We start from the raw sequence: 20916 nt of genomic DNA on the forward strand, positions 1-20916 counted from the left end.
CCGCCGGTCGACGCTCCCGTCGGTCGTGGCGTGGACCTGCGCTCCGGAGCGCTCGATACCACTCGATAGGTGCCCGCTTGCTGTGGGTTTCTCGCGTCGCAGCGCCAGCTAACGTCGTGTTAGGCCCGACCTGTCGTGGGCGTGAACAGTGGTGCGGAGTGAACAGTTGACCCCCTTTATGGCGTCGTACGTTCCCCAGAATCCTGGGGGGAACTAGTTTGCAACTCGAACAGCCCGAACTATCTACCACAGGCGGAACCGAACCGACGAACCGAGACACGACACTCTCGCAGGACAGCGTCTTCACCGTCCTGTCGAACGCGCGTCGTCGGTTCGCAATCAAGTACCTGAACCAGCACGCGACGGAGGACCGCGTCGAGCTGCGCGACCTCGCCGAGCAGATCGCGGCCTGGGAGAACGACATCCCGGTCGAGGAGGTCACGTACAAGCAGCGCAAGCGGGTGTACACCTCGCTGTACCAGTCGCACCTGCCGAAGCTGCACGAGCTCGACGTGGTCGAGTACGACTGCAACCGCGGCACCATCGAACGGACGGAGACCGTCGACGAACTCGACGTCTACCTGGAGGTGCTCGAGGGGGACGAGATACCCTGGAGCGACTTCGCGGTCGGCGTCGCGGCGGTCAACGCGGCGTTCGTGGTCGCTGCGGCGGCGGGCGTCGTGCCCTTCTTCGCCGGTAGCGGCTTCGCCACGGCGGCGGTCGGTGCCGGGCTCTTCCTCGTCGTCGCGCTCGCACACACCGTGTACACGCGTCGCCGGCGGCTCTGACGACGCCGGCTGTCCGGCTCAGTTTTCGTCGCCGTCGACGAGCGCGTCCGTGAGGTCCCACTCTCGCGCCTTCCGACGGGCCTCCTCGCGTGCCCGGTCGCGGATGGCGTCCAGTCGCTCCTCGTCCGCGAGGAAGGCCTCCACGGGGTCCGCGGGTGTCGCGGCCTCGTCGGTCCACCCGGCCGGAGCGGCCGCGCGGGTCCGTTCCGCGAGTGCCGAATCGCCGGCGAGTCGCTCCGCCGGTGCGTCCGGGGAGACGACCAGCTCGTCTGCGTCTGGGAGGTCCTCGATGGCCGCCCGGTCGACCGCGTAGCAGTCGACGCTGTACGGTCCAGCACCGGCCACGTCGGCGAGCGCGGACGTGCCGCCGCGCTCGGTGCCGGTGTGGTACGCGAGCCGGGGCACGCCGTCGGCGAGGGTGAGGACGCAGGCGTCGTCCTCCCCGCCGAGCAGTGCGTCGGCCGGTTCGAGGACGAGGTAGCCCGTGTGGGTGGCGTCGAGTGCCCACGCGAGCGTGTCGTCGGGGGCGGTCGCGGTGCGCGAGCGCACGAGGTCGCCGCGCGGGAGCCTCATGGCTGCTCGGGGACGACCGCGCTCCGGAAGCGCGCGGCCACGTCGTCGGCGGCCTCGTCGCGAATCTCGATGCCGGCGGCGGCCTCGCGGAACGCCTCGGCGGCGGCCGACTCGGGGGCGTGCGCGAGCAGCGGTTCGCCCGCGTCCCGGGCCTCCCGGGCTGCGTCGGCGTCGGGGACGCTCGCGAGCACCGGCCCGTCGAAGTAGCGTTCGGTCTGCTCGGCGATGCGGTCGACGTTGTCGTCGTCGTGGACCTTGTTGAAGAGGACGCCCGCGCCGTCGGTGCCGTAGGAGCGGGCGTACTCCTGGACCTTCAGGCCGTCCGAGAGCGCGGGCACCGTGGGCTGGAGGACGACGACGACCCGGTCGGCGAGCACGACGGGGAGCACGGCGCTGACGCTGTCGAGTGCGGCCGGCGAGTCGAGCAGGAGGACGTCGGTGTCGCTCGCGAGCTCGGCGACCACGTCGCGCAGGCGGGCCGGGTCGGCCTCGCGGAAGGCGTCGAGGGACGTGCCACACGGCACCACGTCCATCCCGAACCGGCGGTAGACGGCGTCCGCGACCGCCACGTTCGCGTCGCCGAGCAGCAGGTCGTGGAGCGTGACTGGGGCGTCGGCGAGGCCCGTGTGGAACAGCAGGTTCGCCATCCCGGTGTCGGCGTCGACGACGGTCACGTCGTAGCGCTCAGCGAGCGCCATCCCGAGTGCGAGCGTCGCCGTCGTCTTGCCGGTCCCACCCTTCCCGCTGGCCACGGCGACGGCTTCGACCATGCCACGACTGCTGCCCGACCGTACAAAGATGTTACGTGTCGCTGTCCGATGAAAGAAAACCGATTGGGGGAATCGGTGTGGGGGGAGAAACTGCCATCCACGTCGAGCGTGTGAGTGGCCAGGGTGCGGCCCCAACCATCCGTACCGAGACGACCCTCACTAGTAACTGTTGTGGCCAATGTGTCAGTAATTAACACGCAGTCGCGCGGCAGACAAGAGCGCAGCCACGTCGACTCCGCGGTCGGCGAGCAGCCGGCAGCGCCCCGCCGCGACCGTCGACTTGCCGACGTGGCTCGCCGTCCCGGCGACCAGTCTCGTCGAAGTCACGAGTTGGCCGTCGTGGAACGGGCCGGGTGGGTTGCTGGCGACCGGCCTCGTTCCCACGGTGGCTCTGGCGACCGAGGTAAAGGGCTTTCAGGGAGCCCGCACGACACCCAGACATGACCGAGATACACTCCGGGCAGCGCGTCGCCATGCTCGTGGACGCACAGAACCTCTACCACACGGCACAGAGCATCTACACGCGCAACATCGACTACTCCGCCCTGCTGGAGAAGGGGGTGCAGGGCCGCGAGCTCACCCGGGCCATCGCGTACGTCATCCGGGCGGACTCGCCGGAGGAGGAGAGCTTCTTCGAGGCGCTGGAGGACATCGGCTTCGAGCCGAAGATCAAGGACATCAAGACGTTCTCCGACGGCTCGAAGAAGGCCGACTGGGACGTCGGGATGAGCCTCGACGCCGTCACGCTCGCGAAGAAGGTCGACACGATGATCCTCTGCACCGGCGACGGCGACTTCTCGCGGCTCTGCTCGCACCTGCGCCACGAGGGCGTGCGCGTGGAGGTGATGGGCTTCGAGAGCTCGACGGCCGACGAGCTCGTCGAGGCCACCGACCGGTTCATCGACCTCTCCGAACGGCCGGAGACGTTTCTGCTCTGAGGCTGCGGACCGGAGAAGAGTCGCCCGTTCAGACGGGGCGACCGCCCTCGGACGTACCGACGAGCAGCGCGCCGGCCGCCATCGCGAGCGAGGCAGCACCGCCAGCGAGCACCGGGATGGAGCTCCCGGGTGTACCGAGCAGCAGCAGGATGGCCGAGCTCAGGAACAGGAGCACCGCCCCGAGCGCGATCTTGGTCGTGTTCATTTCGTATGAAGTCAAGGAGAGCGCCTGCATATATGTTTCTCTCCATCTCAGCATCGAAGAATGGTACCAGAACCCATGGGTATGGGTGACAAATCTTTCGGGGGTGTGGCAGCCACGCGAGCGGGCCCGCAACGGGTTCGACACGCGTTTATCCGCGGCCGCGCAACGCCGGGGTATGAGCGACGAGGACCACGACGTCCCCGACCTGCGGACGCTCGCCGACTACCAGTTCGGGGCCGGGGCCGGCGCGGCGCTGTTCCCCGCCGCCGACGATCTGGAAGTTCGCCGGACCAGCTCCGGCCGTCCCGAGCAGGTCATCGCCGACGAGGGACGGCTGGTCAGCCACGGCGTCGACGGCCGGTTCACGCTCGGGCTCGCCGGCGGCCACCGGCTGCACGACGCGCTCGACCACCCCACGGCACGGGTCGTCGTCGGCGACGACAGCGAGCCGTTCGTCCGCGAGGGCAAGAACGTGTTCGCGAAGTTCGTCCGCGAGGTCGACCCCGCGGTCCGCCCGGGTGACGAGGTCTGTGTCGTCCACCACGACGGCCAGCTGCTGGCGGTCGGCCGAGCCGAGCTCGACGCCGGCTCGATGCGCGACTTCGAGTCGGGGATGGCCGTCTTCGTCAGGAGCGGCGCGGGCGACTGACCGGCCGTCGGCCACCCGTCGACGACGACGCAACCGCCCGCAACGGTACCCGCCGACGGCACCGGCTCTCCCGGCGCTTCCCGGTAGTTCGTCATGTTTTTGCCGGTACGGGCAGTGGTTCCGGATATGTTCGGAGGAGGCGGCGGGCTCAACCCCCGCAAGATGAAGCAGATGATGAAGCAGATGGGGATCGACGTGACGGAGATCGACGCCGAGGAGGTCATCATCCGCACGGAGGAGCACGACCTCGTCTTCGAGGGCGCCGAGGTCACGAAGATGGACGCTCGCGGGCAGGAGACCTACCAGATCGTCGGGGAGCCCACGGAGCAGGCCCACGGCGAGCTCGAGTCCGGCGATACCAGCGCTGACGCTGGCGATGCCGACGACGCCGACGAGGGCATCCCGCAGGACGACGTCGACCTCGTCGTCGCCCGCACCGGTGCCAGCGAGGACGACGCCCGCGCCGCACTGGCGGCCAACGACGGCGACCTCGCCGCGGCCGTCGACCAGCTAGAGTGAGCGTCGTCCTCGTCCACGACGACCGGGAGTACCTCGTCGCGCCCGGCGACGAACTCCAGACGGACCTCGGCGTGCTGGAGGTACCCGAGGACCCCGAGCCGGGAACGACGCTGGAGACCCATCTCGGCGAGCCGTTCACCGTCCGCGCGCTCCGTGGCCCGGACCTCTTCAGCCACTTCGAGCGCACCGGCGCGCCGATGATGCCCCGCGACATCGGTCTCGTCATGGGCGAGACCGGCGTCGGGGAGGGCGACCGCGTCCTCGACGCCGGCACCGGCACCGGCGTCCTCGCCGCCTACCTCGCCCGCGCCGGCGCGACCGTCACCACGTTCGAGCAGGACCCGGAGTTCGCCGACGTCGCCCGCGAGAACATGCGCCTCGCCGGCGTCGACGACCGCGTCGACGTCCGCAGCGGCGACGTCCGCCCGCACCTCGACGACCTCGGCAACTTCGACGTCATCACGCTCGACACCGGCGACGCCGCCGACGTGGTGGCCCGCGCCCCCGGCCTGCTCGACAGCGGCGGCTTCGTCGCCGTCTACTCCCCGTTCGTCGAGCAGACCAGGGCGGCAGCCGAGGCCGCCCGTGACGCCGGGTTGTCGGGTGTGACCACCTACGAGACCATCCAGCGCGAAATGCAGTTCGACGACCGGGGCTCTCGGCCGTCGACCCGTGGTGTTGGACACACGGGCTACCTGACGTTCGCGCGGTTCGAGTAGCTGTTTTCAGTTCGGAGTTCTCCGGGCGACTGTTCGCCAGAATCCGTGGAACTCACCTGACCGGCGAACAGCCAGAACGCCTCGTCGACCGTGTGAACAGATTCTACCACGAACAGCCAGAAAGCCCCGAGATGCTCGGCTCCCGCGGCTCGCTGCGCTCCTCGTTCCTGCGGTGCTTACTTCGCCGGGGTTCGCCGAGCGTCTCGCCCCTTTCAGTCCCACCCCGCACAGCACCGCGACCGCACCTCACGCCTCCCCAGCCTCCTGCGGTGCTCGTTCCTGCGCTCCTCGTCCCTCGCACGAGTGCGGCTCACGGCCTCGCTGCGCTCGGCACGCTCGCCAGCCGCGCGCCGGCGGTGGGACGTGCACCAGTTCTGTAAACTCTACCCGGGTCGAGCGCGCTGCCACCGGCTGTTCGAACAGCGAAAACAACTGAAAATCCGCGCTCAGGACTGCAGCCGTTCGATGCGCTTCTCGACCGGCGGATGGGTCGAGAGGATTCGCCGGAGCAGGCCCTTGTCGCTGCCGAAGATGCAGAGTGCGGCGGTGCTGTCGTCGATGCGCGTCTCGCCGGCGTTCTCGCTGCTCACCTGTATCTTCTGGAGCGCCCGGGCGAGGGGGTCGCCGCTGCCGACGTACTGGCGCGCGTCGGCGTCGGCGACGTACTCGCGGTAGCGCGAGATGGCGAGCACGAACACCATGACGAGCATCTGGGCCACCATGCCCGCGATCCAGCCAAGTATCCAGTCGACGATGGCGTTGTCGCCGGCGAGGATGACGACCAGCTGGACGGCCATGCCGACCATGGCGGCGACGGACTGACCGACGACCATCGTGACCACGTCGCGGTTCTTGATGTGTGCGAGCTCGTGGGCGAGGACGGCCTCGACCTCGTCCGGTTCGAGCACCTGCAGGAGTTCGGTCGAGACGACGACGACGCCCGCGCCCTTCCGGCCGGTTGCGAAGGCGTTCGGGACGCCCATCCGGGCGAGCTTGAGTTTCGGCTTCTCGATCTCCATGTCCGCCGAGAGCTCCTCGACCATGCGGTGTATCTCGCGGAACTCGTCCTCGGGCATGTCCTGTGCGCCGACGCTCCTGAGGGCGGCCCACTTGCCGAACTTGTACTGGAAGCCGACGAACAGCAGCGTCCCGACGGCGACGAACGGCCAGACGCCGGTGCCGAACACGCTGAGTGCGACGAGCGCCAGCGCGGAGTAGAATCCGAACAGGATGGTCCCGACGAACGCCATCCTGAGCTTGAGACCCGTGTGTTGCATCTGTAGACGGCGGTTGCGGCGCACGCTACTTAAACGCCAGCCAAACGTACCATGGGACTCCGGGGGAGTGGGAGTCACAGGCACGCCACTGTGGCCCATGTCACCGTGTTCGAGCCGCGACAGGTTCTGCCGGTCAGCACAAGCGTTATACTGGTCGCGCTCCGTGAACCATGTGATGACCGTCGCCGCTCAAAGCCGGGCTCGACCCGAGATGAGCGGCGCGTTCGGTTTCGGCTTTACAGGGAAATTCTATACACGGTAAGTGCTCGGTGCGGGCGTGGCGACCCCGTCCCGGGTGCACTCGACTTCTGAACCGTGTGACGACCGACGACTCCCGACGAAACCCGAACGAAATGACGACAATCGAACTCAGTGGCGTCCACCCCGCCATCACGACACCGTTCCACGACGACGGCAGCATCGACTACGACACACTCCGCGCGAACGTCCAGCGCCTCGAAACCGCAGGCGTCGACGGCATCGTGCCCGTCGGCTCGACCGGCGAGTCCGCGACCCTCAGCCACGACGAGCACGTCGACGTGGTCGCGGCCGTCGCCGACACCGTCTCCGACGTGCCAGTCATCGCCGGCTCCGGCAGCAACAACACCGCCGAGGCGCTCTCGCTCTCGCGCCGGTCCGTCGAGGCCGGTGCCGACGCGCTCCTGCTCATCTCGCCGTACTACAACAAGCCCGAGCAGCGCGGGCTCGTCGAGCACTACCGCACCATCGCCGACGAGGTCGACGTCCCACAGATCGTCTACGACGTGCCCTCGCGCACGGGGCAGGGGCTCACGCCCGACACGGTCGTCGAGCTCGCGAGCCACGACAACATCGCGGGCTTCAAGGCCGCCAGCGGCGACCTCGGTCAGATCAGCGAGATCGCAGAGCGCACCCGCGACGAGGCGTTCGCCGTCCTCTCCGGTGACGACGGCCTCACGCTGCCCATCTGCTCGGTCGGCGGCGTCGGCACCATCTCCGTGGTCGCCAACGTCGAGCCCGAGCGGACCTGTGCGCTCGTCCAGGCTGCGCTCGACGACGACTACGAGCGCGCCCGCGAGATCCACCACGAGCTCGGGCCGCTCACGCGCGAACTGTTCGTCGAGACCAACCCCATCCCGGTGAAGGAGGCGCTGCATATCCGGGGCCACGCGCCGCCGCACCTGCGCCTGCCCCTGACCCGTCTCTCCGAGGAGTACGTCGAGCCGCTGGCGGACCTGCTGGCCGACCTCGACGACTCGGCGAGCGGCGACGAGGCGCTCGCGGAGGTGGGCAACTGATGCGACTGGCCGTCACGGGCGCGTCCGGGCGGATGGGCGGCGAGGTGCTCGCCGCCGCGGCCGACCGCGACGCGAGCGTGGTGCTGGCCGTCTCGTCCGACGCCGACACGGTCGACCCGACCAGCGCCGAGGCGGACACCGAAATCGTCGCCGACGCCGACCTCCCCGCCGCGCTCGCGGCGCACGAGGTCGACGTCCTCGTCGACTTCACCGCGCCGGCGGCCCTCGCAGACTACGCTGCCGCCTGCGCCGACGCGGGTGTCGCGCTCGTGACGGGTACCACCGGACTGACCGACGAGCACCGGGCGGCACTGGCGGACGCGGCCGACTCCGTGCCGGTGCTCCACGCGCCGAACTTCTCGAAGGGCGTCGCCGTCCTCCACCGGCTGGTCGGGGACGCCGCCGCCGCGCTCGCGGACTACGACGTGGAGCTGGTCGAGGCCCACCACGACGGCAAGACCGACGCCCCCTCCGGCACCGCGCTCTCGCTGCTCGACGCCGTGGACGACGCCCGCGGCGAGTCGCCGCGCGTCCACGGGCGCGAGGGCGAAGCACCCAGAAGGGAGGGCGAGATCGGCGTCCACGCCGTCCGCGCGGGCGACGTGACCGGGATGCACGAGGTGTGGCTCGCCGGCGGTCGCGAGGAGCTCCGGCTCACCCACCGCGCCGAGTCGCGCCGCGTGTTCGCCGAGGGCGCGCTCGACGCCGCCGCGTGGTTGGCTGGACGCGACGCGGGCGAATACAGCTTCGCCGAAGTGCTGGAGGTGGGCGCATGAGCCTCGAGTCCGATATCCGGGACCTCTGGGCGCGCCACGAGGCCGACGAACTCGACGCGCACGCCCCCGAGACCCACGACGTGCTCCACGCGCTGCTCGACGCACTCGAAGCCGGCGAGGTCCGCGCCGCGGAGAAGCGCGACGGCGAGTGGCAGGCGAACGCGTGGGTGAAGCAGGGCGTCCTGCTCAACTTCGTCTGCCACGACATCTCGGCGTACGACTACGGCGGTGTCACCTACAACGACGTGCTCCCGCTGCAGGACACGAGCGACCTCGGTGCGCGCGGCAGCCGGAACACGCCCGACGGCACCGTCGTCCGGGCGGGCGCGCACATCGGCGCGGACTGCATCCTGATGAGCCCGAGCTTCGTCAACATCGGCGCGCACGTCGGTGACGGCACGCTCGTCGACTCCTGTGACACCGTCGGCTCCTGCGCCCAGATCGGAGCGAACGTCAAGCTCGGCGCGAACACGCTCATCGGCGGCGTCCTCGAACCCGTCGAGGGCGCGCCGGTCGTCGTCGAGGACGGCGTCTCGCTCGGGGCCGGCTGTCGGGTCACCTCGGGCTTCGTCGTCGGCGCGAACTCGGTCGTCGGGGAGAACACGCTGCTCACGCCCCGGATTCCGGTGTACGACCTCGTCGAGGAGGAGATCCTGTACGGCGAACTCCCGCCCGAGCGCCGGGCGTTCCAGCGCTTCGTCGAGTCCTCGCTCGGCGAGCACGACCTCATCGACGGCGGCGCGTACAAGCCCGCCGTCGTCGCCACCGGACTGGAGGCCGAGACGCTCGAAGCGACCCAGCGCGAGGAGGTGCTGCGCGAATGAACGGCGAGGTCGCGCGGGACGACCGGCAGGACGGCGGTGACGCCCCGGCCGACACGTCCGCCGGCGCGCCGTTCGACGGTCCCGCGGCCGACGGCGGCCCCGACATCCGCCGGCTCGACGACTGGGATGCGGGCGTCCTGCGTGACCTCGTCGCCGACTTCGGCGGGCCGCTGTACGTCCTCGACATCGACCGCGTCCGGGAGAACTACCGCCGACTCGCGGCGGCGTTCCCCGACGCGGACGTGTACTACGCCGCGAAGGCCAACGCGCTCGGGCGAGCACTCGCCGCGCTCGCCGACGAGGGTGCGGGCATCGAGTGTGCGAGCGCCGGCGAGGTGCTCCGGGCGCTCGACGCCGGCGTCCCCGCGGAGCGCGTGCAGTACACGGCGGTCAACCCGCCGGCGCGCGACCTCGACCTCGTCGTCGACCGCTGGCGCGAGCACCCTGAGCTGACCGTCACGGTCGGCGCGCTCGACACGCTCGACCGCCTCGCCGAGCGCGGCTACGACGGCCGGCTCTGCCTGCGGGTCACGCCCGGCGTCGGTGCGGGCCACCACGAGAAGGTCCGCACGGGCGGCGACGCCACCTTCGGCGTCCCGTACGACCGCGCGGTCGACGCGCTCGCCGCAGCCGACGAGTACGGCTTCGACGTGGTCGGCGTCCACGCCCACGCCGGCTCGGGCATCACCGACGCCGACGACCTTGCGGCCCACCGCGAGCTCGTCGGTCGGATGGGCGACCTCGTCCGCGAGGCTCCGTTCGACCTGGAGTTCGTCGACGTGGGCGGCGGCTTCGGCGTCCCCTACCACGCGGACGACGACCCGCTCGACCTCGACGCCGTCGCTGCAGCCACCCGCGACGCCCTGGGCGACGTGGACGCGACGCTCAGAGTCGAGCCCGGCCGCTACGTGGTGGCCGACGCGGGCGTGCTCCTGACCACGGTCAACACCGTCAAGGAGACGCCCGACACCGTCGTCACCGGCGTCGATGCCGGGATGACGACGCTCGCGCGCCCCGCGATGTACGGCGCGTACCACGCGATCCGGAACCTCTCCGCGGACGGCCGCGAGACGGTCCCCCAGACCGTCGCCGGCCCCATCTGCGAGAGTTCGGACACGTTCTGTACGGACCGCCCGCTCCCCGCCCCGGAGCGCGGCGACACCCTCGCCATCGGCAACGCCGGCGCGTACGGCTACGAGATGGCGAGCCACTACAACTCCCGGCCGCGACCAGCCACGGTCTCAGTCACGGCGGGGACGGCGACGCTCGCGCGACGGCGCGAGACGCTCGCCGACGTCACGAGACCGGAGGTACCAGAATGAGCATCTCACAACGACACGTACGATACGGCAAGTACCACGGCACCGGCAACGACTTCATCGTCGTCGACGCGGACGAGTACGTCCCCGACCGTGGGGCGTTCGCGGCACACCACTGCGACCGCGTCAACGGCATCGCTGGCGACGGCGAGCGCGCTGGCGCGGACGGCGTGCTCTTCCTCGCACTCGAGGACAAGTACAACCCGCCCCGCGTCGTCATGACGCTCGTCCAGCCCGACGGCTCGACCGCCGAGATGTGCGGCAACGGCGCGCGCGTCGCCGCCGAGTGGGCGATGGCCCGCACCGGCGCGAGCGAGGTCATGATCGACACCCAGGCGGGCACCCGCCACGCGCGACGGATCGACGGTCCCGACGGCGGGCCCGAGGTCGCCATCGAGATGGGCGAGCCATCCTTCGCGCCGGAGGTCGTCCCGCTCGACCGCGACGAGCCGCTCGTCGAGGGTCAGCTCGAGGGCTACGCGGTCACCGGTATCAACACCGGCGTCCCGCACGCCGTCATCTTCGTCGACGACGTGGCGGCGGTCGACCTCGCGGCCGACGCGCCGCCGATCCGCCACCACGACGTCTTTCCCGAGGGTGCGAACGTCACGTTCGCCGCACCGCGCGACACCGGTGGCTACGACCAGCGCACGTTCGAGCGCGGCGTCGAGGGCGAGACGCTCTCGTGTGGCACCGGCGCGGTCGCCATCGCCGCGGTCGCGGCCCATCTCGGGCGCTGCGAGGACGACGTGGTCACCGTCTCCCCGCCGGGCGGCGACCTCCGCGTCGAGGTGCCGGACGACGGGCCGGCCGTGCTCTACGGCCCAGTGGCCCACGAGTTCGACGGCGAGGTGCCGGTGACGCCGCCGACGGCCGACTGATGGACGAGGCGTTCGACCCCGTCGAGTTCCTGCACCGGGCGGTGCCGGTCGCGTCCCACGAGGACGTCTCCGAGATGCGGACGCTCCTCGTGGACGAGCTGGCGAGACACGGCGTCGACGCGACGGTCGACGACGCCGGCAACACCCTGGCGACACGCGGCTCGGGGCAGCCGCACGTCGTCCTGAACACGCACATCGACACCGTTCCGCCACACGTCCCCTACGAGTACGACGCCGACGCTGGCGTGATTCGGGGGCGCGGCTCTTGCGACGCGAAGGGACCGCTGGCGGCGCTGCTCGCTGCCTTTCTCACCACCGACCCCGGCGACGGCCGGGTGACACTGGCGGTAACGCCGGACGAGGAGGTGCTGTCGACCGGCGCACACCACCTCGTCACGGGGAACGACGGCGAGCCCGTGCCTGCAATCGCAGACGCGGACGCCTTCGTCGTCGGCGAGCCGACCGACCTCGACGTCTGCACCGCAGCGAAGGGCCGGTTTCAGGGCACCGTGACGCTCTCGGGCGAGAACGCACACGCGGCCGAACCTGGCTCTGGAGTCAACGCCGTGAGCGCGCTGGCGCGGGTGCTCGACGCGCTGGAAACGTTCGACGAGCGTGACGACGCGCCCGGGACACACCCGCAGCTCGGCCGAGCGACGCTCACGCCGACGACCGTGGAGGGCGGGACGGCGACGAATCAGGTCCCGGCGTCGGCGCAGCTGGTGCTGGACCGCCGGTCGATCCCACCCGAGACCGCCGACGGCTTCCGGGCGGCGCTGCTTGACCACCTCCGCGAGGCGGTGCCCGCCGACGTTGGTGTCGACTTCTCGTTCACCGACCGCGAGACGCCGTTCCTCGGGCCGTGGGCGACCGACGAGGACGCCGCGGTCGTCCGGGCCATGCGCGGGGCTGGCGCTGGCGCGTGTCGGCCGTTCACCGCGGCGACGGAGGCGTCGTACTTCGCCGAGCGCGCGCCGACGGTCGTCTTCGGCCCGGGGGTACTGGCCGACGACGAGGGCGCGGTCGCACACGCGCCGCGGGAGTACGTCACCGTCGACGCCGTCGAGCAGGCGGCGGCGGTGGTGACGGATGCGGTCGAATCACTGGTCGGCTGAGCGCGGAGCAGCAGCTATCGGTTTCGACTGGCGAACAGGCGGCACGTGCTTCTCCGTCCCGGGTGTGCCACGCTCCCGCCCAGGCCACGGAACGGCGGTGTTCAGACCACGCCGCGTCTGGTTACGTGCTGGTATTTGAACCCTCGTCCACGCAACCGCGTCGGGCCAGCAACGAACCATACTGCTTCTGGTGGGTCGGTTTCTTCGAGGAAAACGTCGAAACTCAGCTCTAGAGGCCACGAAGAACCTCGAAAATATCCGAACAGAATATTTATGGGTTCACGTATCTAATTCTGGAGTTATGAGCGCGATTTCGGTGGACGGGCTGACGAAGGAGTACGGAGACATCCTCGCCAACGACGCGGTGTCGTTCGAGGTCGCGGCGGGTGAGACGTTCGGCTACCTCGGGCCGAACGGGGCGGGGAAGACGACGACCATCCGGACCATCATGGGGTTCCAGTCCCCGACGTCGGGCACGGCGTCCGTTCTCGGTGCGGACGTGCGGGACGAGGCAGCGCTCGTCGAGGCGAAGGCGAACGTCGGCTACCTGCCGTCGAACCCGGGGTTCGACGGGACGGCGACCGGGACGGAGATTCTCGACCTGCACGCGTCGGTCAAGGGCGACTCGCGTCGCACGGAGCTACTCGACCTGTTCGACGTGCCCGTCGAGCGGAAGATCCGGAGCTACTCGACCGGCCAGAAGCAGAAGCTCGGGCTCGTGCAGGCGTTCATGCACGACCCGGACCTCGTCGTGATGGACGAGCCGACCGCCGGGCTGGACCCGCTCGTCCAGCAGCGTTTCAACGAGTTCGTCCGGGAGGAGACCGCGAACGGGACGACCATCTTCCTCTCCTCGCACGTCCTGAGCGAGGTGCAGCGGGTCTGCGACCGTGTGGGAATCATCCGCGACGGCCGCATCGTCACGGTCGAGCGCGTCGGCGACCTGCTCGACCGTAGCGGGAAGTTCGTCCGCCTCGGCGTCGCCAGCGACGTGGCCGCAGAGGACATCACGCTCGACGGGGTCCACGACGTGTCGGTTCGACCCGTCGATGGCGTCGCCGCCGAGGCAGCAGCTGGCGGCGCGGGCGGTGCCGTCACCGCGGCGGCGACCGAGCTCACGTTCACCTTCACGGGCGACCTCAACGAACTGGTCGACTTCGTCGACGACTTCGACGTGCTCGAACTCGACGTCGAGGAGGCACCGCTGGAGGACGTGTTCATGCGCTTCTACGACGACGAGGAGGTGACGGTCTGATGTTCGAGTTCGCGTGGTACCACGGCCGCCGCCGCATCAAGGGCGCGGGGGCGCTGACCGTCGGGCTCGGGCTGATGACCGCGCTGTACGTCTACATGTTCCCGACCATCACCAGCGAGGTGAACCTGGACGAGTACGTCGAGGCGTGGCCGCCCGCCCTCCGGGAGGCGTTCGGCGTGGAGTCGCTGAGCACCATCGAGGGCTTCCTCGCGACGGAGCTGTACGCCTTCGGCTGGGTCATCCTGCTCGGGCTGTACGTCGCCTACAGCGCCGCGTCGCTCGTCGCCGACGACGTCGAGCACGGCCGGATGGACATGACCCTCTCGCTGCCGGTGACCCGGTCGCGCGTGCTGCTGGAGAAGTTCGCCTCGATGCTCGTGCCGGTGTTCCTCGTGAACCTGGCGATGCCCGTCATCGTCTACGTCGGCGTGTTCGCCATCGACGAGTCCATCTCCGTCGCGGACCTCGTGATGGTCCACGCGCTGTCGATTCCGTACCTGCTCGCGGCGGCGGCGGTCGGGCTCCTCGCGTCGGTCGCGTTCGACCGGGCGAGCATCGCCCAGCGCGCCGCCATGGGCGTCGTCTTCGGGCTGTTCCTCGTCGACTCCGTCACCTCGGGCACCGACTTCGCGTGGCTCGGGGCGCTCTCCCCGACCCGCTACTACGACCCGGCCGCGATCCTCGTCCGCAGCAGCTGGGACCTCCAGGGGGCGGGTATCCTGCTCGGGGCGACGGTCGTGCTCGTCCTCGCCAGCCGTGAACTGTTCCGCCGGAAGGACATCCAATGAGCGGTGGATTCAGCGACGCAGAACGCGAACGGATCCGCGAGGGGCTCGTCGCCGAGGGTCGAGAGCTGTTCAGCCGCTACGGGCTGTCGAAGACGACGCTCGCCGACCTCACCGACCCGGTGGGTATCGCCACGAGCACGTTCTATCAGTTCTTCGACTCGAAGGAGGCGCTCTACCTCGAAATCCTCGAACGGGAGGGCGAGGAGCTGCTGCCCCGGATGCTCGCCCCGTTCGAGGAGCACGACGACCCAGAGAACGCCATCGTCGGCTTCCTCACCGCGCTGATGGACGAGATAGAGACGAACCCGCTGATGCGCCAGCTCGTAATCGACTCGGACGAACTCGACAGGCTCCGCGAGCACCACACCGAGGCGGAGCTGCGCGAGGAGCGCGAGCAGAGCCTCGCGTACTTCCTGCCGTACGTCGAGGCGTGGTACGAGGCGGGCCAGGTGGAGGGGCCGAGCCCGGAGACCGTCGCGAACGCCATCCGGTCGGTGTCGTTCCTGACGCTGCATCAGGAGGACATCGGGGAGGACCGCTACCGGGAGACGCGGGACCTCGTCATCCGGGCCGTGGCGAAGGGGCTGACGGCGTAGGCGCTACGGCTGCCACCGGGAGCAGCGCTCGTGGACGGTCGCTCGGAGCCGGTCGGCTCCCGCCTCGCGCTCGGCTTCGTCCACGTCGAACACGTCGAGTGCGGCGTCGAAGTTGAACAGCTCGTGGCAGTCGACGAGCAGCGCGTAGGCGTCTCGGTTCGCAGCGAACCGGTCGGCGGTCTCGTCACCGCCGGCTTCGCGGTAGCCGGCGACGAGGCCCGCACGGATGCGCTCGTGTCGGTCCGGCGCGTCGACCGTGAACGACCAGGAGCCGCCGGCCAGACTGCGCTCCACGAACGCGAGGTCGTACGCCGGTGTGCCGGCGAACTGGAACTCCCAGTCGAGGAACGCAGCGATCTCGCCGCTCTCCGGGTCGGCGAGCAGGTTGTCGAGCGAGTGGTCGATTCTGCAGACCGCCGGGTCGTCGGGGTCGTCCACGCGCTCGATGGCCGCCTCGACCGCTGGCGCGACCGTCTCCTGAAGGTCGGCGAAGCGCGTCTCGTCCAGCCCGGCGACCACGCCCTCGACCGACGACCGGAGACAGTCGCTCCAGTCCTCGACAGGGTCCGCGACGACGAGCTGGTCGGTGTCCGCGCTTGGGCGGCCGCCCGCGAGCGGCTCCTCGTACTCGACGCCGACGTAGCCGTAGTCGTCGACGGCGCCCATCGCGTGCAGGCTGGCGAGGTGCCGGCCGGACGAGCGTGCGAGGGCGTCGATCCGGTCAGCGGTCAGGTCGCCCAGCCAGGTCCGGTCGAAGTCCGCGCCGGGTTCCCGCGACGAGAGGAAGAAGGGTGCCGGGAGTTCGTCGTGCTCGTCGACGACGCCGAACACCTCGGGAACGGGGACGGTCGTGTGCTCGCCGACGATGGCGAGCATCCGCGCCTCCACGTCGCAGGTCGCCGGTTTCCCGTCGGGCGTCGCCTTGAGGACGCAGTCGCGCGGTCCGCTCCCGGTCTCGACGGTGAGCAGGTAGACGATCTGGTGGCCGGCCGTCGCGGGCGTCGCCTCGACCACCCGCCAGTTCGGTTCTATCTGCTGTACCATCCGCTGTATCGTGTCGCCATCGGTGGTTCTGTCGTCGTTCATGTGTCGTGTGTCTCTGTGGTTCGTGTCCGGCTGCTGTGCGTGGTGATACGTCCGTCGTCGGGACGGTGCGTGGTGTCGTGTGTGGAAGCGTGCATGGCTGGCTGGTCGCTGTGCTGCGATCGATGCAAAGCCAGTCGACGAAACGGCCCGTCGGCTGGCTACTGGTGAATGCGAGAGAGAACCGCCGACGCGGACGCTATCGGGGGCGTCGCGGTCGGCGGGGAACCGGCGTCGAGTCGAGCCCGGACGACGCGGTGCCCGGAGGTGGCTGGCTCGACGGCCGGGCGAGTTCAGTGACTCATCGTTGCCAGACGCATCGGGAACCGACGTAAAAGCCTTTGTGGAGGTGTGAGGGCTGGTTTCAGTCCAGCTCGTCCACCAGCTCGCTGCCGACACCCACGTAGCCGGCGGGGGTGAGCGCCTTCAGTTCCTCGCGGACGCGCTCGTCCACGTCGAGGTCGTCGAACAGGTCGTGGAAGTCCGCGATGGTGACGCGCTTGCCCCGGGTCAGCTCCTTGACGCGCTCGTAGGCCGCGGTGTCGCCCTCGCGTCGGAGGATGGTCTGGACGGCCTCGCCGATGACCTCGGGCGTGGCTTCGAGGTCGTCCCGGGCGACCTGTTCGTTGGGAACGACCTTCGCGAGCCCGCTCCCCGTCTTGCCGTAGGCGACGAGGCAGTGGGCGAACGCCGCGCCGATGTTGCGCTTGACCGTCGAGTCGGAGAGGTCGCGCTGGAGCCGCGAGGTGGTGACGTAGTCCGCCAGGAACGTCAGGTCGGAGTTCGCCTTCGAGAGGTTGCCCTCGCTGTTCTCGAAGTCGATGGGGTTGACCTTGTGGGGCATCGTCGACGAGCCGGTCTCGCCCGCGGCGGCCTCCTGGCCGAGGTAGCGCTTCGAGACGTAGAGCCAGGCGTCGCGGTCGAGGTCGAGCAGGACGTTGTTCGCCCCGCGGACCGCGTCGAACACGGCGGCGAGGTCGTCGCAGGGGTTGACCTGCGTCGTCAGCGGCTCGTGTGCGAAGCCGAGGCCGGTGACGAACTCGCGGCTGAACGCGCGCCAGTCTACGTCGGGGTAGGCGGCGACGTGCGCGGCGAGCGTGCCGGAGGCACCGCCGAGCTTGCCGGTGATGTCCTCGCTCGCGGCGCGGATGCGGGCCTCGGCGCGGCCGAGCCGGGCGGCGTAGACGGCGAACTCCTTGCCGAAGGTGGTCGGTGTGGCGGGCTGGCCGTGGGTGTGCGCGAGCATCGGTACGTCGCGGTACTCGCGGGCCATCCCGGTGAGCGTCTCCCGAATCGAGGCGAGCTCGGGCAGGAGCACGTCCTCGACGGCCCCGCGGACGAGCAGCCGGTGTGCGAGGTTGTTCACGTCCTCGCTGGTCAGACCGAAGTGGATCCACTGTGCGGCGTCGAGGCCGTCGGGCAGGTTGAGGCGGACGAAGTACTCGACGGCCTTCACGTCGTGGTTCGTCGCGGGGAGCTCCTCGTACCCCTCCGTCTCGATGGTCTTGACGAGCTGGGCGTCCTCGCCGTCCCAGTCCTCGTAGAGGGACCGGAGTTCCTCGCGCTGGTCGGCGTCGACCGACAGTGGGGTGGCGTCGAGGTCGGCGAGCGCGAGGAGGTACTCGACTTCGACCTGCACGCGAGCGCGCAGGAGCGCGGACTCGCTGGCGTACGGCGCGAGCGGACGTGTGCGACCGGCGTAGCGACCGTCCAGCGGCGAGACGGCGTCGAGGGGGTCGGGCATACGCGACACTGCTCCCCGACCCGGAAAAAGCGTGTCGGATGCGCGCTCGGAAACGCAGCCGTTCTATGCACGTTTGTGTTTATTCGGGGCGCCCGAACACGCCGAGACTGGTTGGTGGGTGCATAGAATCTCGGCGTGGACCGCAACTCCTTTTGCCCGGGCCGGACCCACTTCAGGTATGACACGCATCGCTGGCCTCGCCGGCAACCGCGGCCGGAACCTCCTGCACATCGACGACCTCGAACCGGGCGGCGCAGCGCTCGCCGTCGTGCTCGCGACCGATGCGGACGCGCCGGTGCTCGACGCCGCAGCCGAGCGCGGGATTCCGACCGAAGTCGTGCCCCGGGACGGCGACTCCCGGCGCGACCACGAGCGACGGGTGCTCGACGCGCTCTCACCCTACGAGTTCGACCTCGTCTGCCTCGACGGCTACATGCGCATCCTCAGCGACACGTTCCTCGACGAGGTCCCGACGACGCTGAACGTCCACCCGAGCCTCCTGCCCTCGTTCCCCGGCATGGACGCCTGGGGCGACGCGCTCGACGCGGGCGTCAAGACCGTCGGCTGCACCGTCCACGTCGTCACCGACGCGACCAACGCTGCCGGAAACGTCGTCGAGAGCGAGGTCGACGGCGGCCCCATCGTCACCCAGGAGCCCGTCCCCGTCTACGAGGGCGACGACCGTGAGAGCCTGAAGGAGCGCGTGCTCTACGAGGGCGAGTTCAAGGCCTACCCCCGCGCCGTGAAGTGGTTCGCCGAGGGTCGCGCCACGGTCGACCTCGAGTCGAACACGGTCGCCGTCGAGGCCGACGAGGGCGGCGCGCTGCCCGCCCGTCGGGTCGTCACCGAGGACCGCCACGCCGAGCTGCGCTACGGCGAGAACCCCCATCAGGACGCCGCGCTCTACGCCGACTACACCTGCGAGGAGCCCAGCGTCGTCCACGCCGACCAGCTGAACGAGGGCGCGAAGGCGCTGTCGTACAACAACTACAACGACGCCGACGGCGCGCTGAACCTCATCAAGGAGTTCGACGAGCCCGCCGCCGCCGTCATCAAGCACACCAACCCCGCCGGCTGCGCCACCGCCGACACGCTCGCCGAGGCGTACTCCGACGCGCTCTCGACCGACGCGAAGTCGGCCTACGGCGGCATCGTCGCACTCAACCGCGAGTGCGACGCCGAGACCGCCGAGCTGGTCAACGACTCGTTCAAGGAGGTCGTCGTCGCGCCCGGCTACACCGACGACGCGCTCGCGACCCTCACCGAGAAGAAGAACCTTCGCGTGCTCGACCTCGGCTGCGAGCCCGCCGCCCTGCGCGAGCGTTCCGAGCCGATGACCAGCAAGGACCTCGTCGGCGGCACGCTCGTCCAGGAGCGCGACCTCGCGGCGGTCACCCGCCGCGACCTCGAGGTCGTCACCGAGCGCGAGCCCACCGACGAGGAGATCGAGACGATGCTGTTCGCGTGGAAGGTCCAGAAGCACGTGAAGTCCAACGGCATCGTGTTCGCGAAGGACACGGAGACGGTCGGCCTCGGCGTCGGTCAGGTCTCCCGAGTCGACGCGGTCGAGATCGCCGCGATGAAGGCCGAACGCGACGCCGAAGGCAAGTCCGCTGACGGTGCCGTGATGGGCTCGGACGCGTTCTTCCCGTTCCCGGACGCCGTCGAGAAGGCCGCCGAGGCCGGCATCGAGGCCGTCATCCAGCCCGGCGGCTCGAAGCGCGACGACCAGGTCATCGAGGCCTGCGACGAGCTCGGGATGACGATGGTCATGACCGGCCAGCGGTGTTTCCGGCACGACTGAGCGCTAGCGAGGGAATGCCGGAAACTCGTGACAGCTCTGCTGGCACGGTGCTACAAACACGACTGAGCGGTCCAATCCAGCCGTTAGTCCTTCCGTTCGACGGGCACAGTCTTCTCCGTCCCGCCGAACCCCCAGGAGGCCTCGAACGTCACCTCCTGGGCTTCCCAGAGCGAGACCAACACGCTCCGTGAGGCCCTTCGCTGCTCACCTGCCGGCACCGTCAGCTGGACGGGCCACCCGCCGTCTTCGATCCTGTCGTGGTCGACGATACAGGTGAGCGTCCATGGTCGGTCGCCGTCGTTCCTCACGAGGAACTCGACCTCGACCTCCGTCGAGTCGTCCGAGGCCGAGATGACCTCGGGGAACGACGTGGCCACCGAGATGTCTGGCGAGTCTCCCATCGCGGACCGAACCCGGTCGGGTAGCTGGTATCGGTACCGTCTGTCCGGGGCGACGAACCAGAGCGCGGCAGTTCCGGGCACCTCGCCGACCGGCAGGGGAACGCCGAGGCGGGCCGTCCGGCCATCGGAATGGTCGCCGATATCCACATGTAGCTGCGAATAATCGAGGGAGATCGGGTTCCCATCGACGGTCACCTCGAACTGGGAGCCGGTGAGGATGTTCTCGTTGTCGTAATCGGACAGGTCCGCTTCGAGGACGGCGTAGATCCGGTCGTCACCACCCCGAACGTATCCACTGATTCCCACGACGAAGAAGTTCGCCCGGGTTCCGATGAACTGACCGAGCGTGATTGTTCCCTGAGGGAGTTCCACGTCGTCCCCAGGGGCGACGACGACGGTCTCGGTCGGTTCAGCAGCTGTCGTCTCCGTCGGCTGTTCGGTCCCTCCGGTGGGCGTGGCGGGGTGCTCGGTCGCCGTCCGGGTGTCCCGGGTCGTCGTCCGCCCGGTGGTCGGCGGTGGGTTCGTCGTCGATACAGCGGGCTGGTCCCGCTCGGAACAGCCGGCGAGGCCGACAACCAGACCGGCGAGGAGGGCGCGGCGGCGCATACCGGACAC

Annotated in this window: 22 protein-coding genes and 1 pseudogene; 15 read left to right on the top strand and 8 right to left on the bottom strand. The window is 69.8% G+C overall.

Going from position 1 to position 20916, the window contains the following annotated elements:
* The first annotated feature begins 218 nt into the window (after positions 1–218).
* Positions 219–788: a DUF7344 domain-containing protein gene (locus NOW55_RS08705; RefSeq protein ID WP_256399708.1), complete on the top strand. Its 570-nt coding sequence runs from the start codon at positions 219–221 to the stop codon at positions 786–788.
* Positions 789–806: 18 nt separating this feature from the next.
* Here NOW55_RS08705 and NOW55_RS08710 read toward each other — a convergent pair whose 3' ends face one another.
* The 3 genes and pseudogenes from NOW55_RS08710 to NOW55_RS20760 form a co-directional block, all read right to left on the bottom strand.
* Positions 807–1361: a DUF8054 family protein gene (locus tag NOW55_RS08710; protein ID WP_256399709.1), complete on the bottom strand. Its 555-nt coding sequence runs from the start codon at positions 1359–1361 to the stop codon at positions 807–809.
* Positions 1358–2131 (bottom strand): nucleotide-binding protein, encoded by a 774-nt coding sequence (locus NOW55_RS08715; protein WP_256399710.1) that lies wholly within the window; start codon positions 2129–2131, stop codon positions 1358–1360. Before NOW55_RS08715 ends, NOW55_RS08710 begins: the two co-directional genes overlap by 4 nt.
* A gap of 222 nt (positions 2132–2353) precedes the next feature.
* Positions 2354–2458, bottom strand: a pseudogene (locus NOW55_RS20760) (nucleotide-binding protein); the annotation flags it as partial.
* Between the two features lie 113 nt (positions 2459–2571).
* Here NOW55_RS20760 and NOW55_RS08725 point away from each other — a divergent pair.
* Positions 2572–3069, top strand: coding sequence for a LabA-like NYN domain-containing protein (locus NOW55_RS08725; RefSeq protein ID WP_256399711.1), 498 nt, complete (start codon positions 2572–2574; stop codon positions 3067–3069).
* Between the two features lie 28 nt (positions 3070–3097).
* Here NOW55_RS08725 and NOW55_RS08730 read toward each other — a convergent pair whose 3' ends face one another.
* Positions 3098–3274, bottom strand: coding sequence for a hypothetical protein (locus NOW55_RS08730; RefSeq protein ID WP_256399712.1), 177 nt, complete (start codon positions 3272–3274; stop codon positions 3098–3100).
* Positions 3275–3449: 175 nt separating this feature from the next.
* Here NOW55_RS08730 and NOW55_RS08735 point away from each other — a divergent pair, with 175 nt between their 5' ends.
* From NOW55_RS08735 to NOW55_RS08745, 3 genes are all read left to right on the top strand, one after another.
* The gene (locus tag NOW55_RS08735) at positions 3450–3923 is read left to right on the top strand and encodes a PUA domain-containing protein (RefSeq protein ID WP_256399713.1); all 474 of its coding nucleotides are present in this window, start codon (positions 3450–3452) and stop codon (positions 3921–3923) included.
* Positions 3924–4049: 126 nt separating this feature from the next.
* Positions 4050–4442, top strand: coding sequence for a nascent polypeptide-associated complex protein (locus NOW55_RS08740; RefSeq protein WP_256399714.1), 393 nt, complete (start codon positions 4050–4052; stop codon positions 4440–4442).
* Positions 4439–5161, top strand: a complete 723-nt coding sequence (locus NOW55_RS08745; protein ID WP_256399715.1) for a methyltransferase domain-containing protein — start codon at positions 4439–4441, stop codon at positions 5159–5161. Before NOW55_RS08740 ends, NOW55_RS08745 begins: the two co-directional genes overlap by 4 nt.
* Positions 5162–5607: 446 nt before the next feature.
* Here the strand turns inward: NOW55_RS08745 and NOW55_RS08750 are convergent, their stop codons facing one another.
* Entirely contained in the window at positions 5608–6438 is an 831-nt protein-coding gene (locus NOW55_RS08750) for a M48 family metallopeptidase (protein ID WP_256399716.1), read from the bottom strand.
* A gap of 353 nt (positions 6439–6791) precedes the next feature.
* On the opposite strand from NOW55_RS08750, the gene dapA reads away from it, so the two are divergent.
* From dapA to NOW55_RS08795, 9 genes are all read left to right on the top strand, one after another.
* Positions 6792–7715: a 4-hydroxy-tetrahydrodipicolinate synthase gene (gene dapA / locus NOW55_RS08755; protein WP_256399717.1), complete on the top strand. Its 924-nt coding sequence runs from the start codon at positions 6792–6794 to the stop codon at positions 7713–7715.
* Positions 7715–8491 (top strand): 4-hydroxy-tetrahydrodipicolinate reductase, encoded by a 777-nt coding sequence (gene dapB / locus NOW55_RS08760; RefSeq protein ID WP_368407745.1) that lies wholly within the window; start codon positions 7715–7717, stop codon positions 8489–8491. The genes dapA and dapB overlap by 1 nt, the downstream gene beginning before the upstream one ends.
* Positions 8488–9315: a 2,3,4,5-tetrahydropyridine-2,6-dicarboxylate N-succinyltransferase gene (locus NOW55_RS08765; protein ID WP_256399718.1), complete on the top strand. Its 828-nt coding sequence runs from the start codon at positions 8488–8490 to the stop codon at positions 9313–9315. Before dapB ends, NOW55_RS08765 begins: the two co-directional genes overlap by 4 nt.
* A complete protein-coding gene (gene lysA / locus NOW55_RS08770) occupies positions 9312–10637 on the top strand; it encodes a diaminopimelate decarboxylase (RefSeq protein WP_256399719.1) in 1326 nt (441 codons plus the stop codon). The genes NOW55_RS08765 and lysA overlap by 4 nt, the downstream gene beginning before the upstream one ends.
* On the top strand, positions 10634–11515 hold the full coding sequence (gene dapF / locus NOW55_RS08775) for a diaminopimelate epimerase (RefSeq protein WP_256399720.1): 882 nt from the start codon (positions 10634–10636) through the stop codon (positions 11513–11515). Before lysA ends, dapF begins: the two co-directional genes overlap by 4 nt.
* The gene (locus tag NOW55_RS08780) at positions 11515–12630 is read left to right on the top strand and encodes a M20 family metallopeptidase (RefSeq protein ID WP_256399721.1); all 1116 of its coding nucleotides are present in this window, start codon (positions 11515–11517) and stop codon (positions 12628–12630) included. Before dapF ends, NOW55_RS08780 begins: the two co-directional genes overlap by 1 nt.
* A 301-nt stretch (positions 12631–12931) precedes the next feature.
* Positions 12932–13885: an ABC transporter ATP-binding protein gene (locus NOW55_RS08785; protein WP_256399722.1), complete on the top strand. Its 954-nt coding sequence runs from the start codon at positions 12932–12934 to the stop codon at positions 13883–13885.
* Positions 13885–14673 carry a DUF2705 family protein gene (locus NOW55_RS08790; protein ID WP_256399723.1) on the top strand — a complete coding sequence of 263 codons (789 nt, stop codon included), beginning with the start codon at positions 13885–13887 and terminating at the stop codon, positions 14671–14673. The genes NOW55_RS08785 and NOW55_RS08790 overlap by 1 nt, the downstream gene beginning before the upstream one ends.
* Complete coding sequence (locus NOW55_RS08795; RefSeq protein WP_256399724.1) at positions 14670–15269, top strand: TetR/AcrR family transcriptional regulator; 600 nt, start codon at positions 14670–14672, stop codon at positions 15267–15269. Before NOW55_RS08790 ends, NOW55_RS08795 begins: the two co-directional genes overlap by 4 nt.
* Positions 15270–15272: 3 nt before the next feature.
* Here the strand turns inward: NOW55_RS08795 and NOW55_RS08800 are convergent, their stop codons facing one another.
* Both NOW55_RS08800 and purB read right to left on the bottom strand, forming a co-directional pair.
* Positions 15273–16355, bottom strand: a complete 1083-nt coding sequence (locus NOW55_RS08800) for a phosphotransferase family protein (RefSeq protein WP_256399725.1) — start codon at positions 16353–16355, stop codon at positions 15273–15275.
* A gap of 361 nt (positions 16356–16716) precedes the next feature.
* Positions 16717–18096: an adenylosuccinate lyase gene (purB, locus tag NOW55_RS08805; RefSeq protein WP_256399726.1), complete on the bottom strand. Its 1380-nt coding sequence runs from the start codon at positions 18094–18096 to the stop codon at positions 16717–16719.
* Between the two features lie 178 nt (positions 18097–18274).
* Here purB and purH point away from each other — a divergent pair, with 178 nt between their 5' ends.
* Positions 18275–19900: a bifunctional phosphoribosylaminoimidazolecarboxamide formyltransferase/IMP cyclohydrolase gene (purH, locus tag NOW55_RS08810; protein WP_256399727.1), complete on the top strand. Its 1626-nt coding sequence runs from the start codon at positions 18275–18277 to the stop codon at positions 19898–19900.
* An 83-nt stretch (positions 19901–19983) separates the two neighbouring features.
* Here purH and NOW55_RS08815 read toward each other — a convergent pair whose 3' ends face one another.
* Complete coding sequence (locus tag NOW55_RS08815) at positions 19984–20907, bottom strand: hypothetical protein (RefSeq protein WP_256399728.1); 924 nt, start codon at positions 20905–20907, stop codon at positions 19984–19986.
* Positions 20908–20916 lie beyond the last annotated feature (9 nt).

Source organism: Haloarchaeobius litoreus, from assembly GCF_024495425.1.
Classification (GTDB): domain Archaea; phylum Halobacteriota; class Halobacteria; order Halobacteriales; family Natrialbaceae; genus Haloarchaeobius; species Haloarchaeobius litoreus.